Raw genomic sequence first — 14,504 nt, 5'->3', positions numbered from 1 at the left:
ATCCCTCACTAATAACCCTCTGCCTTTAGTTCTAGCTAATACTAGCTAATATCATTATCACAAGCATTGGTTGAATTTTTATTAAGGAAGGTTGTGTTACTAATGTGATGACACAAGCTATTTTATGGTAACATCAAACGATTTAAGTTGTCATTCCAGTCTGGAATCCAGCCTTTCACGAACCCCATCAAAAATGTTGTGTTTTAACATAAGATTAGCTACTTTTATGCTCACTAACTTAGTGCCAATCAAGATTCCTGGATCCCAGTGTCTGGGCACTGGGATGACATCCTTCTTGGCGGAAATCACTCTTATATCACAACAGCTGCATAGCCTAAATTGCTTTAGCTATAGCTCTGTTTTTGCAACTTCAAATATCTGCTACTCATAGTAAACACTTCTGGATCTTGAGAGGTTAGCTTGAGTATAGCGAGTATGTTGATAAACAACAAAGCAGCAATCGAGATATCAGCAACATCCCATAGCAACCGGACTTTACCTATCGCACCAAGCGGAATGATCATGGTAAAAATTACAATCCAGATTTTAGTGTATTTATTATCCATAGACACATAGCGTATTGTCTGTTTTGAGCAAAAAAACCAAGTAAAAATAGTAGTAAAGGCAAAACAAAACATTATGGCCATAATTAAATAGTCAATATAGGGCCAATTCATAGCTTTTCTAAAAGCAAATATGCACATGTTAGTACTCTCTAAATCAGTGACCCAAGAATCTGTGACAAGCAGTACCATTGTTGTAATAAACACTATGAATGCAACTATAAAAGGCGATATTATTGTGATTAGGCTCTGTTCAATAATAAATTTATTATTATTTTTCTTAGGAACAATTGAAGAATGTACGATTCCTTCGAGGCCAAGCCCTATATCTGTTGCAAAAATACCTCGCAAAGTTCCAACTTGAATAATAGTCAACATTTCTAAAATCAAACCTAGAGATAAACCAGAGTTAAAGCTACTAGTTGTAAAAAAACTGCTTGTTATTAGTTTTAGAGAAGGAAGAATATTTTCACTAAATTTAAATAATATGATACCGCAAAGTGTGAGGTAACTTACCGTCATTATCGGTATCATAGCCGATATAAAAATTTTAATTTTTTTTAAGCTGAGAGCTGCAACAACAAAAAATATTATGGCCATTACAATGCCACCAACAACTACAGGCACATCTATCATATTAAGTGGTATTGATAGAGAATTTACCTGAACAAGGTTACCAACTGTTATTGAAACCATCATCATGATAACTAGAAAGACAATTGTGGCCTTCCTAGAGTTAAACGCATCAGTCATGTAGGCTACAGGGCCACCTATAAACCGTTCGTTCTTTTCCTTTCTGGTTTTTATACTTAGATAACAAGTGACATATTTTATCACAGAAGTGATAACAATAATTATTGCCATCCATAAAATAGAGCCCGGTCCTCCGGTTTTTAGAGCAACAGCAGTTCCTGAAATATTTCCTACTCCTAAATTTCCCCCTAAAATTGTAAACAGAGCGGCTATAGAAGAAAATTTATTTTCTCCTTTTTTAGCTCCAAGGAGTGAAAGGGCGTATGGTAATCTAAATACCTGTAGCCATTTTAGTTTAATCGATAGGTAAACACCAGCAACTAGCATGAGTAATATTGTTGGCAGTAATAAAACAAACTTTACTGTATCCATCTGTAAAAGTGAGATTTTTATTTGAGTATACAACAAAAATTGAAAATACCTAACCTATTTTCTATGTATGACTTCGTTTCCGTCATTCTAGAAACCTTTTCTTGTCATCCAAGTAGCGTGACACATAACTGTACGAACATTGTAATATGGTACAATGTTAAGACGATGTCATTCCAGTGCTTGACACTGGAATCCAGCTTTTAATGCAACCCCTCACCAAAAATATTGTGTTTTAACATAAGGTTAGCTACTTTTATACTCATCAACTTAGTGTCCAATCTGGATCCCAGTGAGCTTTGTTGCATAGCAACTGAAAAAATCTGGTGGCTACTGACAAAATTCATTATAAAATAGCCATTTAACCTTGAAAGAAAAAATATGCCACAAAAAATGAGGGTCAGTAACCATAGCGAATATAACAAATTTCTAGAAAAAAGAGGAAATATTTTTCATTATATCAACGAAGCCATAGAAAAGTGGTACGAGAATGGTCCAAAAATACCAGGTGGCAACAATATTTATAGCGATAAAGTTGTAATTTTGGTGCACATAATAACTTGTTTATTTAGAATAGGCCTGAGGCAAACAGTTGGGTTTATAGCAGGATACCTTGAGCAAATTGGGAAAAATTTGCAAGTTATCAGCTATTCACAATCATCAAGAAGGTTTAAGAAACTCAATATTAAGATCAATGATTGCAGAATTGATAAAAATAATATGGAAGATATCGAAATTGCTATAGACAGTACAGGAATTAGTATATACAACAACACTCCTGGTCATAGCAAAGAAAATAGCGAAGATAGAAAGTATCGCAGCTATGAACAGACAAGAAAATTGCATGTAATGTTGAATACAAACAGCAAAAAAGCCATAGCTGTAAAATACAGTAACGGTGTCTACTCTGATCACTATGGAGCTTGTGATTTGCTAAAAGAAGTCGATTTTCAGTATGTCATAAAAGTACTATATGCAGATAGGGCATATGACAGAGAAAAGCTCTATAAGCTGTGTAATCAATATGGTATAAAAACGAAAATTCCTCCGAAAAACAACGCAGCAGAGCATCCAAAGTTAGACTATATGGCTGAGAGAAATTCTGCAGTCAAGCTCATAAAGTCATATGATGAAGATAGTATAAAGAAGTGGAAAAAAGAGATGAGTTATGGAAAAAGATCTTATATAGAAGGTTTTTTCTCGCGATTAAAAAAGACATTTGGATTTAGTTTTAGGAACAAATCTGAAATGAATCGTGAGAGGGAACTGCTACTCAAATGTTATTTGCTTAACAAATTTACTGAAATAGGCATGGCTAAATTTGAGATAGCTTCATAAATTTATTGTGCGTTACCTACTATCCGAAGAGCGATGCAACAAAGCCATCCCAGTGTCTGGGCACTGGGATGACATCTTTTTTCTTGGTACAAATTACTCTTATATCTCAATGTTCGTACAGTTAGTGCGTGACACTTGTATCTTTATGATGTGAGGCATTAGAGCTAAAATACCTCACAGGGAGGGTGAAGCTGATGCGACACTAATGCCATTAAGCCAGATTTTGCTTCCCTCCCATAGAGTTAAAGACTGAACAGTATCTTTTGGAATTATATCCCGTATTACAAGGTTAGTCTAAACTCTCAGTTTATTTATAGTCTTGGAGGCAATTTTATGCAAGTAAATGCTATTTTGGGTGTGGATATTTCAAAAAAGAAATTTGATGTTTGTTTGTTAGTGGACAGTAAAAAACGACACAAAGTCTTTCAAAATAATCAAGATGGTTTTGCAAAACTTGTAGTTTGGTGCAATGGCCATGGAGCAAATCTTACTCATTTATGTCTTGAAGCAACTAGTTGGTATGGAGAAGATTTGGCTACTTTTATGCACGATTTAGGACATAATGTCAGTATAGTAAACCCAGAAAGCTTTTGGCAAAAGTGAGCTGCTCAGAAATAAGACAGATAAATCAGATGCAGCTATGATAGCTAGATTTTGTATCGCCAACAAACCTGCTCTTTGGAAGCCCATTGCACCTGAAATGAGGCATTTGAGGGAGCTTTACCGTTGCATGCAATCGCTAAAAGATGATAAGGTGCAACAGACAAATCGCTTGGAAAACAAAAATATGCATTCCAGTTGCAAAGAAGCTATATCTAAAGTAATTTTGGCAATAGAGGAGCAAATTATTGTTCTCGAAAAAGAAATTAATGAGCATATAAATAACTATCCACATCTAAAAAATATGGTGGAAAACCTTAAGACTATAAAAGGTATAGGATATCTTACTGCTGTTGCTGTTGTCGCAGAAATGCCATCAGTTGATAACTTTGACAATGCTAAACAATTTACAGCTTTTGCTGGTCTAAATCCAGGACATTATCAATCGGGATCGTCAGTAAGTAAGAGAAGTTGCATATGCAAAATAGGATCTGAGCGTATTCGAAAAGCTCTTTATATGCCAGCTATAGTAGTCAAAAACCATAATAATCATTTTCAAAAGTTTTGTCAGCGTCTAGCAAGTAAAGGCAAATGTCCAAAAGTCATAGTTCTTGCGTTAATGCGAAAATTAATGCATGTCTTTTTTGGTATTCTTAAAAATAATCAACCATTTAATTGTAATTTTGTTGGATAATTTGTTTGACAGCAGAGACAGTATCTGGGATCTAAATTTTTTATGCGAAACCATTATGTTTATATACTTGTAGGCCCAAGTTCCTCACATAGTGAACAAAAAAGTAAATGAGATTCCAGTGTCACGCGCTGGAATGACACCTACCCCATGAGAACTCTATTTTTCATACCACTCATTTATAAGTTTATTGATATCAGAATCTATAAAATCCTTTAATGGTTGCCTGATTTTTATCTCAACATTTTTAGGGATGCACCTATCTTTACATATCGCATAATTTATATGGAAGTTAAGGTCAATATACCCTTGATTTAAAAATATATTCATCTTAAAGGGAAATAATACCATATCCTCATATACGTTACTTACAAACGTCTCTCTCCCTACTTTATCTTTATGTTCCTTTGGAATAGGCCAGTGAATATTTATATCTGATGCATTACCTTTGTAACTAATAGACGTGGGAAGGCCAAAATCTCCAGGATCTTTATAATATATGTGCCAGCCTGGTTCTACTGTAACCTTTATTGCACCTTTAAGAGTGAAGCTTGCTTCATTTATCTCGCCAATAAGTAAATCAAATTTTGCAATTTCCTCGTCAGCATATAGTTGAGCGCAAGAAAAAAATAAAAATAATATTAAATATATATATATTTTCATTAAGGTAAATTTCTCCTTTTATAGAGAAAGTAATTTAGATTTTAATTATTATATTTAATAGTATTATATAGATTATTTATTAATATAGCATTATGCTATAGCTAAACTGACTTACGACAATCTGAAAAACGACAAATTCGTCATTCCGCTACTTGTTAGCGGAATCTATGCCGAGATACCGCGAATGAATCCACAACTGTACGAACATTGTGATTTTGGCCCATAAGGAGGGTGTCATCCCAGTGCTTGACACTGGGATGGCTTTGTTGCATCACACTTTATGAGATGGTGATTTATGGTAAATTCATGTAACTATCTCAAATTTAGCCATACCAATATCAGTGAATTTATTAAGCAAATAGCATTTAGTTCTTTTTCTCGATTTATCTCAGATTTATTCCTAAAACTAAATCCGAATATTTGCTTTAATCTTGAGAAAAACCCTTCAATATAAGATCTTTTCCCATAATTTACTTCTTTTTTCCATTCTTTCATGCCATCTTCACCGTATAATTTTATTAACCTAATAGCAGCATTCCTGTCAGACATATAATCTATTTCTGGATGTTCTGCCGCATTGTTTATTGGTGGAATTTTTGTCTTTATATCATATTCGTTACACAACTTATAAAACTTGTGCCTATCACATGCTCTATCTGCATATAGTGCTTTTATGGCATGCTGAAAATCAACTTCTTTTAGCAAATCACAAGCTCCATAGTGATCAGAGTAGACACCGTTACTGTATTTTACAGCTATGGCTTTTTTGTTGTTTATATTCAACATTACGTGCAATTTTCTCGTTTGCTCATAGCCACGATATTTTCTGTCAGTGCTATTTTCCTTGCTGTGTGTTGTTGTATATACTAATTCCTGTACTGTCTATAGCAATTTCGATATCTTCCATATTATTTTCTGCAATCATTTATCTTAATATTAAGTTTCTCAAACCTTCTTGATGCTTGTGAATAGCTGATAACTGCCAAATCTCTTCCTATTTGTTGCAAATACCCTTTTATAAACCCGACTGTTTGTCTTAAACCAATTCTAAAGAAACTGACGATTATATGCACCAAAATCACAACTTTATCACTATAAATATAGTTGCCGCCCTGCATTTTTGGACAATTCTCGTACCAATTTTCTATGGCGTCATTGATATAACAAAAAATGCTTCCTCTTTCTTGGAGAAATTTGTTATATTCATGGCAGTTACTGACTCTCATTTTTTGTGGCATATTTTTTCTTCAACAGTTAAATGGCTATTTATAATGAATTTTGTCAGTAACTGCCAGTTCTTTTCACTTGAGCGATGCAACAAAGCCCACTGGGATCCAGAAAATTTGATTGTGTACTATACAACATTTTCGATTAAAAGCTGGATTCCAGTGTCAAGCACTGGAATGACATCACAGGGGCACTGGAATTTTTGTTTCAATATTTGTACATTAGCCATGCATCTGAACAGATACTGTAAATTAGCTATATTACATTAGCCCATCAGATGAGTTGTAATGGTTATAATTGTCTGATAAGTGATCTCTAACATCGTGACCTAACTCATTGGCATCAGGCTTAACTTCGTGATCTAACTCATTAGCATCGAGCTTAAACAAAGAAGGATTATCATCAGATTGTTGATTAGACTCTTTCTCTTTCGACCCAAATAACCATGAAAAGAGTGATGAGATAGAATCAATAATGGATTTAATTGTTGAAAAAATATTGGATAAGAAATTACTGGGTTGCTGAGTATCCTCTTCGGCTGATTCTGGTTCAGGCTCTTTTCCTGCTGTGTCATCCACATCTTCTTCAGGTTTACTTCTGCTTATAAGTGTCTTATCTAACCATTTGAATATATTCTTGTCTAGATTATGAAAATACATTTGACTTATCTCCTTATTTTCATCAACGTAAATCACTAAAGTTGTATTCTCATTCCCCAATCCATCACATTCACTAACGAGCGATTCATGAGAGTTCTTAATGTCTTTGATAAATTGAAGTTTTTCTTCTTCTGCTGAAAGATAATCTCTGTGTTCTGCTCTATAAGTGGTGCCTTTGTATTTAAAACTAAACATTGATTCACGATCTTCATATTCATCTAGTCCAGAATTCTTGACACGTTGTATAATTTGAAATTTCTCTGCTTCTGAAAGGTCCTTGAGGTATATACTACCAGTTGTATCTTTATATTTAAATTTAAACATCCATCCATGGTCTTCATATTCATCTAGTCCAGAACTCTTGACACGTTGTATAATTTGAAATTTCTCTTCTTCTGAAAGGTTTAGGCGGTATACACTACCAGTTGTACCTATGTATTTAAAAATAAAACTCCATCCATCGTATTTATATTCATCTACACCCATCTGCTTGCAAATAGCTTTATAATTTTTTTCTTCTACTTCTCGTCCAACAACATTTGCTATGAGTTCAGTATTCAGAATACTCAAAGTTTGGACTGTTGCCGATGGTGAAAAACACAATTGAAATATGTGGCCTAGCTCATGACCTAGAACAAAATCCATGGCACTTTGCTTATATGTCAGAATATTCTGACAATCTGTTACTCCTCGTGTAATATATCCTGGACCACCATCTTCATCTAAGCCGAGAAGATTGTTATACTTTGTATAATCGCTTCTATTATTAAAAATGTGAACCGTTATATTGTAACTTGCATTACTATTTTTCAAGCAAAACTTTTCTTTAAATGCTTCATAGGCAGTTTTAATGTCTGTTTCTATTTGGTTTTGTTCCTGCTCAGATAAGTTGTCGTATTTTATAGTACAATTTATATACCCGTATTTAACGGTAAAGCTGTTAGACAAAACATCATGTATATTTGTGAAAAAATAATTGAACTGCTTTGACTCAGCTTCCTTATACAATTGATGCCCATATTTATCCCTAGAATACTTTGGTAGTTTAGGTACTTTGGCAATTAAGTTTTTGTTACTATCAAAAAAAGAAATATCAGAATTACCAATCCTAAAATCCTTTATAGATTGCCCGCAAGTGCCATCATTTGCACAATCATGATTATCTTTCTTATTAAACCATGCGTTGGTGTATTTTTCCATTTTGATACCTCACTACCAAACCTTACTATATTATTATCTTGGTAAAAATCATAATAATTCGTTAACTTGTATTTTAAATCTGTATCAAATGTGCTTTTCTCGTAAGGTATCAATTGTGAAGTAATTAACTTTATTTGTTTAAAATTTTGCTAAAATAGCTCTTTTTATACTATGTTTTATATAGCTAAACTGACTTAGATTTACTGACAATTTGAAAAACAAAAATTCGTCATTCCGCTACTAGAGGTTGTCCGGAAACAAGTAAAAGGCTATAATATCTGAAATTTTAGTACGGGGTAAAGATGAGAAAAAAGTATCCAACAGATCTAAGCGAAAGGGAATGGGCAAGAATAGAAAAACACTTCAGAGTATCATACAAGAAAGGAGGAAGGCCGCCAAAGTATAGCAAAAGAGAAATATTAGAAGCAATTTTCTATGTATTGCGTACAGGGTGTCAATGGCGGTATTTACCAAATGATTTTCCGCTATGGAAGACTGTGTATGAGCAGTTCAGGCAATGGAAGAAGCAGGGAATTTTTGAGAAAATGAATTATGAAATTACAAAATATAGTAGAAGAAAAATAGGAAGGAATGAGCAGCCGAGTGCCTGTATAGTAGATAGTCAATCTGTAAAGACTACAGAAAAGGGGGGATCAAAGGCTATGATGGAAGTAAAAAAGTAAAGAGTAGAAAAAGGCATATAATTACAGACACTCAGGGTTTTATACTAGGTTGTTACGTAGGCGCTGCTAACGAAAATGATAGAGATGGTATTAAAATAGCATTAAACAATATGAGAACAAAATATACTAAAGTTAAAAAAATGTGGGCTGACATGGGATACCAAGGAAGAAATTTAAAGAATCACATAAAGGAAGAATATGACATAGATATTGAAATTGTTAAAAGGCCTCCATGTAGATTTTGGGTGCACAAAGATACGCCACCTGAGCTACTACCAACAAGAGAACAAGGGTTTAAAGTACAGCCAAGAAGATGGGTTGTAGAAAGGACTTTTGCTTGGGTTAATAGGAATAGAAGGCTATCGAAGGAGTATGATTTACTCACAACATCCACTGAGAATTTCATATACCTAGCTATGAGTAGGGTTATGTTAAAGAGGGAATATGCTTGAATTTACTAGTTTCCGGACAACCTCCTATAGTATTTTCTAAAACGAATGATAAACGTCTAAAATGGTATTACCAACTAAAAGGTGTAAGTTTGTACATTGATGCATTAGAGGTCTGAGGCGACTTTTGATGGTGTGCCAACAATGCTCTATCGGATTTAGATCTTACTATTACCCACAAATATAAATGTTTGTTGCATAGCTCTTAATGGCATAACTTTTGCTTGAAATAACTGTTTATATGGTGCAATTTACAGCTTTTAGTTGCTAAAATTATAACTCTTAGTTTAATAATTTTAATCTAATAAGCTTTCAGGTTAATAAAATTAAATTATTTGAGTAAATACAATACTATGTTTTTATTTGTGGGTAATAGTAAGGCTTAAAGCAAAATGTAGTACGAACGGTAGGTGGATCTAAAAGATCGAATTACAATCCTGTATACAGCATTTTGCATTATTGTTTGATTATATTTATAGGTACAAAAATGGCTAGAATAATTTTCATGGGAGTAGATGTTTCCAAGGAAGCATTGGACATCTCAATTAATGGCAAGCATAAGCGCATAGCAAACGTGAGTGATGCTATATCTAAGTTTATAGAAACAAATATAGTCGATTTACCCATCAAGTTATGTGTAAGCTGGTGGCTATGAAAAGCTCATTATAAAATTGTTGCAAGATAACTGTCCATAAAGCTCACCCGAATCGGGTATATGCATTTGCCAAAGCTTGCAATCATTTTGCAAAAACTGACAAGTTAGATGCTAAATTACTGGAAAAATACGCTGAATTTGTCAGTAAAGACGGTGAAGTAAAAGGATGTATAATTTCACAAAAGCAAGAGGAATTAAAGGAGCTGGGGGCAGTTGAGCGTAATTTAAATGATGCAATTCATGCAAACAAGTGTCGCCTGCAAAGTGCGACGGGAAAAGCTAGAGAATACATAGAAAGACAGATAGGGTTTGCTGAAAAACAATTGAAAGAAATTAGGCAAGACATAGAAGACGCAATAGCTGAATTGAAAGGAAAAAATGAGCTTTTAATCAGCTATAAAGGTATTGGATCAAAGACGGCGAGCGTTCTACTGACAGAGGTGCCTGAGCTTGGTAGATTAGAGAATAGAGAAATTGCATGCTTAGTTGGAGTTGCACCTAAAACTAGTGAAAGTGGAAGAAAAGTTGGCAAAGCTCAAATCAAAGGAGGCAGGTTTTATGCAAGGAAAGCACTATACATGTCAGCTCTTGTTGCTATGCGCCACAACAGAAAAATGAAAGCGTTTTATCAGCGTTTGGTTGATTCTGGCAAAGCTGCTAAGGTTGCATTAGTTGCTGTCATGAGAAAAATTATCGTTTGTTTAAATGCCATGATAAAAAATAACAACTTTTATCTTGACTCTTAAGACGGTAGATGACAGACCATTGATTGTATGGGTTCCATCTGTTATATATAATCTTTTTGAATACGAAGAAAACTGATGAATGAGTATGATATTACGGTTATAGGTAGCGGTCCTGGTGGTTATATAGCGGCAATTAGGGCGGCACAGCTTGGGTTTAAAACTGCAATTGTGGAAAAAGAAAAAAATTTAGGCGGTATATGCTTAAACTGGGGATGTATACCAACAAAATCACTGCTTAGAGCATCTGAGGTTTATAGGCTAATAAAAAGATCAAAAGAGTTTGGTATAGAAGTAAAGGGAGCGAATTTTGATATACAATCAATAGTGAAATACTCAAGAAACGTTGTTGATAAATTGTCAAGCGGTGTTGCATATTTGATGAAAAAAAATAATATCAAAGTTCATCAAGGTTTTGGTAAACTTGCAGGCAATGGTACTATAAAAGTCGTTAGCGATAAGGAAGAACAAGAAATTGTTTCCAAGCATATCATTTTAGCAACAGGCGTGAGGGCACGGAATCTGCCTGGAATAGAGGCAGATGGAGATTTAATATGGAATGCGCAGCACGCTATGACTCCAGAGAGATTACCAAAATCGCTACTAATTATAGGGTCTGGTGCAATTGGAATAGAATTTGCAAGTTTTTATAGTACTTTGGGTGTTGATGTAACAATCATAGAGATAAAGAGCACTATTTTGCCGCTGGAGGATAAGGACATTTCAGATTTAGCACAAGAAATATTCACAAAACAGGGGATAGAAATATATACAAGCAGTAGCGTAAAAGCTCTTACTAAAAGTAAAGACTCTGCTCAAGTGCTACTAAGTAGTGGTGAGAGCAAAGAATTTGAGAGGGTGATTGTTGCGGTTGGAATTCAAGCAAATATTGAAAATATAGGTTTAGAAAATACAAAAATTAAATTAAGCCCTTCTGGCTTTATTGAAACGAATGAATGGTATGAAACTAGTGAATCAAATGTGTATGCAATAGGTGATGTAGCTGGCCCACCATGTTTAGCACATAAAGCGAGCCATGAAGCCGTGATCTGCATTGAAAAGATTGCTGGTAAAAATGCTCATGCGTTAAAAAAAGAATGCATACCAAATTGCACTTATTCTCATCCACAAATAGCGAGCATCGGCCTTACTGAGGAACAGGCAATAAAAGGTGGGTATGATATAAAAATAGGAAAATTTCACTCTAACTTTAATGGTAAATCTGTTGCACTCAGTGAAACTGAAGGGTTAGTGAAAACGATTATAGATAAAAAAACCGGAGAAATTCTGGGTAGCCACATGATAGGTGCAGAAGTAACGGAGTTAATTAGCAATTTTGCTCTTGCAAAGCAACTAGAAGGAACAGACTTCGACATAAAATCTACGATTTTTCCTCACCCAACCATTTCAGAGATGATACATGAATCAGTGCTTGCTGCAGATGTTAAATAGTTGAACTAACGTTCCATCGTTTTAGAGTTGTCAATGTCTTGAGTAGTAGTTTGATTAGGCACTTTAGTTTCAATAGATTGATTACCACCAGCATCAGAATTCTGTAACTCTTCTTTCAATCCCTTAGCTGCTTCTTTAACTTCAAGCTTTGCCTTTGGATGAAGATCTTCTGGGCCTTTTCCTTTAGTATCCAAACCTTGTTGTAGATTAGTGCTTTTCATTTTATTATGCTGCTCGTGCTCAGGTAGGTCAACGACCGAATTGAAAAGAATTTTTATTATATTTTTTAGCAGTTCTAAAAAACCTCCGCTTCTGCCTTCTCTTTGTTCTTGAGGTTTATTTTTCTCATTAGGTTCTTTTTTACTATTACTTTTAGGCATTTTTAACTCAACTATCATAACGCTTAATAAAATTCTACGTGCAAATTGTTAAATAACAGTTAACAATCTAGGATTTATTATTTACAGATGGATATTATTTTAGCAACAGGTGGCACAGGTGGGCATATCTTTCCGGCCATAGCTTTAGCAAAAGCACTAAAGACACAAGGATACAATTGCATATTATTCACTGATAAAAAAACAAATAAAAATACCGACATAGAAAGCTACACCTTACCATTACGTAGACCAAGCAGCAACAAATTTAAGTTTTTCCTTTTCTTGATATACAGCTCTATGTTAGCACTGTATCAAGTAAGAAAATTAAAACCAAAATCGGTCATTGGTTTTGGTAGCTATGCTTCTTTTCCAACTCTTCTTGCAGCAAGAGTTCTTTCTATACCTATAATTTTACATGAACAAAACACAGTTTTAGGGAGAGTAAATAGATTCTTTTTCAAGAGTGCAAAATTAATTGCAACCAGCTTTCCGGAGACTAAATATGCAGAGGGCAATAAATGTATTTTTACAGGAAATTTTGTTGATATAAAAGCACAGAGCCATTCTAGCACTGAGAAAATCCTAAATATATTGGTCATAGCAGGCAGCCAAGGTGCAAATTTTTTTGATGATGTAGTAAGCAGCGTAATTTGTGATTTACCTATTAAAATGAAAAAGAAAATTAGAGTGACGCAGCAATGTACGAAGAAAAATGTAAACAAGGTCAAAAGTCTATACAAAAGTGAAAAGATCGATTGTGAATTGAGTGAATTTTTTGATGATATGGAGAATAGACTGGCCAATGCTCACTTGGTAATTAGCAGAGCAGGAGCAACTTCAATAGCAGAGATCACTCTTGCTAGGCGTTCTGCTATATATATTCCTTACCCTTACTCAAAAGATAATCACCAATTTTATAACGCAAAATATATTGAAGACTCGAGAGCAGCTATAATAGTTAAGCAGAATAGTGAAGCAAAAAAAAATCTAACAGAGGTACTATTTGATCTATTAAATAATTCTCAAAAATTGCGTGATATGACCAATAGTACAGAAAAAACAGGGATAAAGAATGGGACTACTGAGTTTGTTAAGGTGATTGTTCACAGGTTTAGTTGATGGCTGCTTGCTTTTTCTTCAAACACGTCCCAAAGATCCTTTTCTAGCGATATATTATACAATTTATTGATATAAACTACTCCCGTGGGTGAAGTTGTGTTAATTTCGAGCAGGAAGTCATCTATAATATCAATACCAACAAATATTAGCCCTCTTTTCTTTAATTCAGGACCAATTTTGTTACATATTTCATTGTTTCTATCGTTCATTTGAGCGGGCTCAAAACTTGCTCCAAGTCGCATGTTTGTTCTGATCTCTCCACTGATTTTTGGAATTCGTTTCATTACACCAATTGGTTGGCCATAAAGTAGCAATATTCTTTTATCTTTATCTATGTTTTTACAAAATGATTGTGCAATCACAGGGCATTCGTATTTTGCTATCATGAGATCCACTACTACTTGAATACTATTCTCATCTTGTATTCTTATCACATCGTTTCCTCCATAACTATACAATGGCTTCAGAATAATATCTTGATAGTTGTAGTAGAAATCTCTAATCATTGATATATTTTCAGTAATCAAAGTTGGCGGAATTAGTTCTGGAAATAATGAAGTTATCAATTTTTCAGGACAATTTCTTATTTCTGTTGGATTGTTAATTACCAATGCGCTAGTTTTTTCTAAGATATATGTTGTTGTAATGTAACGCATATCAAAAGGTGGATCCTGTCTGATAAATATGATGTTCATTTCATTCAAGTTGATAGCTACATCTTTTTTGGAGATAAAACTAAAATCATCAACGCTGACTTTCTGAGCAAAAGCAATTGGATAGTTTAGCTTTAGTGCTAAATTATCAGGAGTATAAACAAAAATTTCATACCCCCTCCTTTGTGCTTCTTTTATTAGCGCAAATGTAGTATCAGTTTCAAAATTTATATTTTCATCCATCTGAAAGGCAATTTTCATTTATGTTCTCTACCTATTGTCACAACTATACAAATGTTATAATTTG

Annotated in this window: 16 protein-coding genes and 1 pseudogene; 9 read left to right on the top strand and 8 right to left on the bottom strand. The window is 34.1% G+C overall.

Going from position 1 to position 14,504, the window contains the following annotated elements:
• Positions 1 to 150: 150 nt before the first annotated feature.
• Together AAGD76_RS01110 and AAGD76_RS01105 are read right to left on the bottom strand one after the other, a co-directional pair.
• On the bottom strand, positions 151 to 309 hold the full coding sequence (locus tag AAGD76_RS01110; protein ID WP_153296804.1) for a hypothetical protein: 159 nt from the start codon (positions 307 to 309) through the stop codon (positions 151 to 153).
• Positions 310 to 344: 35 nt separating this feature from the next.
• Positions 345 to 1,688, bottom strand: a complete 1,344-nt coding sequence (locus AAGD76_RS01105) for an alanine:cation symporter family protein (protein ID WP_038198671.1) — start codon at positions 1,686 to 1,688, stop codon at positions 345 to 347.
• Between the two features lie 378 nt (positions 1,689 to 2,066).
• On the opposite strand from AAGD76_RS01105, the gene AAGD76_RS01100 reads away from it, so the two are divergent.
• The 4 genes and pseudogenes from AAGD76_RS01100 (at position 2,067) to AAGD76_RS01085 (ending at position 4,317) form a co-directional block, all read left to right on the top strand.
• Positions 2,067 to 3,023, top strand: a complete 957-nt coding sequence (locus tag AAGD76_RS01100; RefSeq protein ID WP_341820232.1) for an IS5 family transposase — start codon at positions 2,067 to 2,069, stop codon at positions 3,021 to 3,023.
• 7 nt (positions 3,024 to 3,030) lie between these two features.
• Positions 3,031 to 3,177 (top strand): hypothetical protein, encoded by a 147-nt coding sequence (locus tag AAGD76_RS01095; RefSeq protein WP_190321476.1) that lies wholly within the window; start codon positions 3,031 to 3,033, stop codon positions 3,175 to 3,177.
• 179 nt (positions 3,178 to 3,356) lie between these two features.
• Positions 3,357 to 3,741 (top strand): annotated as a pseudogene (locus AAGD76_RS01090) (IS110 family transposase); the annotation flags it as partial.
• A complete protein-coding gene (locus AAGD76_RS01085; protein ID WP_341820549.1) occupies positions 3,724 to 4,317 on the top strand; it encodes a transposase in 594 nt (197 codons plus the stop codon). The pseudogene AAGD76_RS01090 and the gene AAGD76_RS01085, both read left to right, overlap by 18 nt.
• Before the next feature lie 156 nt (positions 4,318 to 4,473).
• On the opposite strand, the gene AAGD76_RS01080 is transcribed toward AAGD76_RS01085, so the two are convergent.
• The 4 genes from AAGD76_RS01080 to AAGD76_RS01065 all read right to left on the bottom strand — a co-directional run bounded on the left by AAGD76_RS01080 (position 4,474) and on the right by AAGD76_RS01065 (position 8,063).
• Positions 4,474 to 4,977 carry a protein-disulfide reductase DsbD domain-containing protein gene (locus AAGD76_RS01080; protein WP_015589109.1) on the bottom strand — a complete coding sequence of 168 codons (504 nt, stop codon included), beginning with the start codon at positions 4,975 to 4,977 and terminating at the stop codon, positions 4,474 to 4,476.
• A 312-nt stretch (positions 4,978 to 5,289) separates the two neighbouring features.
• Positions 5,290 to 5,763, bottom strand: a complete 474-nt coding sequence (locus AAGD76_RS01075) for a transposase (RefSeq protein WP_250296353.1) — start codon at positions 5,761 to 5,763, stop codon at positions 5,290 to 5,292.
• A gap of 122 nt (positions 5,764 to 5,885) precedes the next feature.
• Positions 5,886 to 6,215, bottom strand: coding sequence for a transposase (locus tag AAGD76_RS01070; protein ID WP_341820230.1), 330 nt, complete (start codon positions 6,213 to 6,215; stop codon positions 5,886 to 5,888).
• A gap of 249 nt (positions 6,216 to 6,464) precedes the next feature.
• Positions 6,465 to 8,063: a hypothetical protein gene (locus AAGD76_RS01065; protein ID WP_341820228.1), complete on the bottom strand. Its 1,599-nt coding sequence runs from the start codon at positions 8,061 to 8,063 to the stop codon at positions 6,465 to 6,467.
• Positions 8,064 to 8,365: 302 nt separating this feature from the next.
• Between AAGD76_RS01065 and AAGD76_RS01060 the strand changes: the two genes are divergently transcribed.
• The 4 genes from AAGD76_RS01060 (at position 8,366) to lpdA (ending at position 12,045) form a co-directional block, all read left to right on the top strand.
• Positions 8,366 to 9,198, top strand: a protein-coding gene (locus AAGD76_RS01060; RefSeq protein ID WP_341820157.1) for an IS5-like element ISWpi1 family transposase whose coding sequence is annotated in 2 segments (ribosomal slippage) — positions 8,366 to 8,735 and positions 8,735 to 9,198 — 834 coding nt in all. Because the reading frame shifts where the segments join, the coding sequence is not laid out codon by codon here.
• Positions 9,199 to 9,682: 484 nt separating this feature from the next.
• Positions 9,683 to 9,850, top strand: coding sequence for a hypothetical protein (locus tag AAGD76_RS01055; RefSeq protein WP_155968863.1), 168 nt, complete (start codon positions 9,683 to 9,685; stop codon positions 9,848 to 9,850).
• A gap of 323 nt (positions 9,851 to 10,173) precedes the next feature.
• Positions 10,174 to 10,596 carry an IS110 family transposase gene (locus AAGD76_RS01050; protein ID WP_049973639.1) on the top strand — a complete coding sequence of 141 codons (423 nt, stop codon included), beginning with the start codon at positions 10,174 to 10,176 and terminating at the stop codon, positions 10,594 to 10,596.
• Positions 10,597 to 10,671: 75 nt separating this feature from the next.
• Complete coding sequence (gene lpdA / locus AAGD76_RS01045; RefSeq protein WP_151807945.1) at positions 10,672 to 12,045, top strand: dihydrolipoyl dehydrogenase; 1,374 nt, start codon at positions 10,672 to 10,674, stop codon at positions 12,043 to 12,045.
• Positions 12,046 to 12,050: 5 nt separating this feature from the next.
• Here the strand turns inward: lpdA and AAGD76_RS01040 are convergent, their stop codons facing one another.
• Positions 12,051 to 12,443: a hypothetical protein gene (locus tag AAGD76_RS01040; RefSeq protein ID WP_006279962.1), complete on the bottom strand. Its 393-nt coding sequence runs from the start codon at positions 12,441 to 12,443 to the stop codon at positions 12,051 to 12,053.
• 69 nt (positions 12,444 to 12,512) lie between these two features.
• Here AAGD76_RS01040 and murG point away from each other — a divergent pair, with 69 nt between their 5' ends.
• Positions 12,513 to 13,544 (top strand): undecaprenyldiphospho-muramoylpentapeptide beta-N-acetylglucosaminyltransferase, encoded by a 1,032-nt coding sequence (murG, locus tag AAGD76_RS01035; protein WP_007549072.1) that lies wholly within the window; start codon positions 12,513 to 12,515, stop codon positions 13,542 to 13,544.
• Here murG and gshB read toward each other — a convergent pair.
• Positions 13,529 to 14,458 (bottom strand): glutathione synthase, encoded by a 930-nt coding sequence (gene gshB, locus AAGD76_RS01030; RefSeq protein ID WP_038198626.1) that lies wholly within the window; start codon positions 14,456 to 14,458, stop codon positions 13,529 to 13,531. The two genes, murG and gshB, sit on opposite strands and share 16 nt — an antisense overlap.
• Positions 14,459 to 14,504: the final 46 nt, after the last annotated feature.

The organism is Wolbachia endosymbiont (group A) of Cydia strobilella (assembly GCF_964026745.1).
GTDB lineage: Bacteria > Pseudomonadota > Alphaproteobacteria > Rickettsiales > Anaplasmataceae > Wolbachia > Wolbachia pipientis.
This window is presented reverse-complemented; position numbering and strand designations above follow the sequence as displayed.

Bases quoted from the DNA above. Each gene is read 5' to 3' on its own strand.
- AAGD76_RS01065 (WP_341820228.1), bottom strand. From the start codon at position 8,063: ATGGAAAAATACACCAACGCATGGTTTAATAAGAAAGATAATCATGAT.
- murG (WP_007549072.1), top strand. From the start codon at position 12,513: ATGGATATTATTTTAGCAACAGGTGGCACAGGTGGGCATATCTTTCCG.
- AAGD76_RS01085 (WP_341820549.1), top strand. From the start codon at position 3,724: ATGAGGCATTTGAGGGAGCTTTACCGTTGCATGCAATCGCTAAAAGAT.
- AAGD76_RS01100 (WP_341820232.1), top strand. From the start codon at position 2,067: ATGCCACAAAAAATGAGGGTCAGTAACCATAGCGAATATAACAAATTT.
- lpdA (WP_151807945.1), top strand. From the start codon at position 10,672: ATGAATGAGTATGATATTACGGTTATAGGTAGCGGTCCTGGTGGTTAT.
- AAGD76_RS01055 (WP_155968863.1), top strand. From the start codon at position 9,683: ATGGCTAGAATAATTTTCATGGGAGTAGATGTTTCCAAGGAAGCATTG.
- AAGD76_RS01105 (WP_038198671.1), bottom strand. From the start codon at position 1,688: ATGGATACAGTAAAGTTTGTTTTATTACTGCCAACAATATTACTCATG.
- AAGD76_RS01040 (WP_006279962.1), bottom strand. From the start codon at position 12,443: ATGATAGTTGAGTTAAAAATGCCTAAAAGTAATAGTAAAAAAGAACCT.
- AAGD76_RS01080 (WP_015589109.1), bottom strand. From the start codon at position 4,977: ATGAAAATATATATATATTTAATATTATTTTTATTTTTTTCTTGCGCT.
- gshB (WP_038198626.1), bottom strand. From the start codon at position 14,458: ATGAAAATTGCCTTTCAGATGGATGAAAATATAAATTTTGAAACTGAT.
- AAGD76_RS01075 (WP_250296353.1), bottom strand. From the start codon at position 5,763: ATGTTGAATATAAACAACAAAAAAGCCATAGCTGTAAAATACAGTAAC.
- AAGD76_RS01070 (WP_341820230.1), bottom strand. From the start codon at position 6,215: ATGCCACAAAAAATGAGAGTCAGTAACTGCCATGAATATAACAAATTT.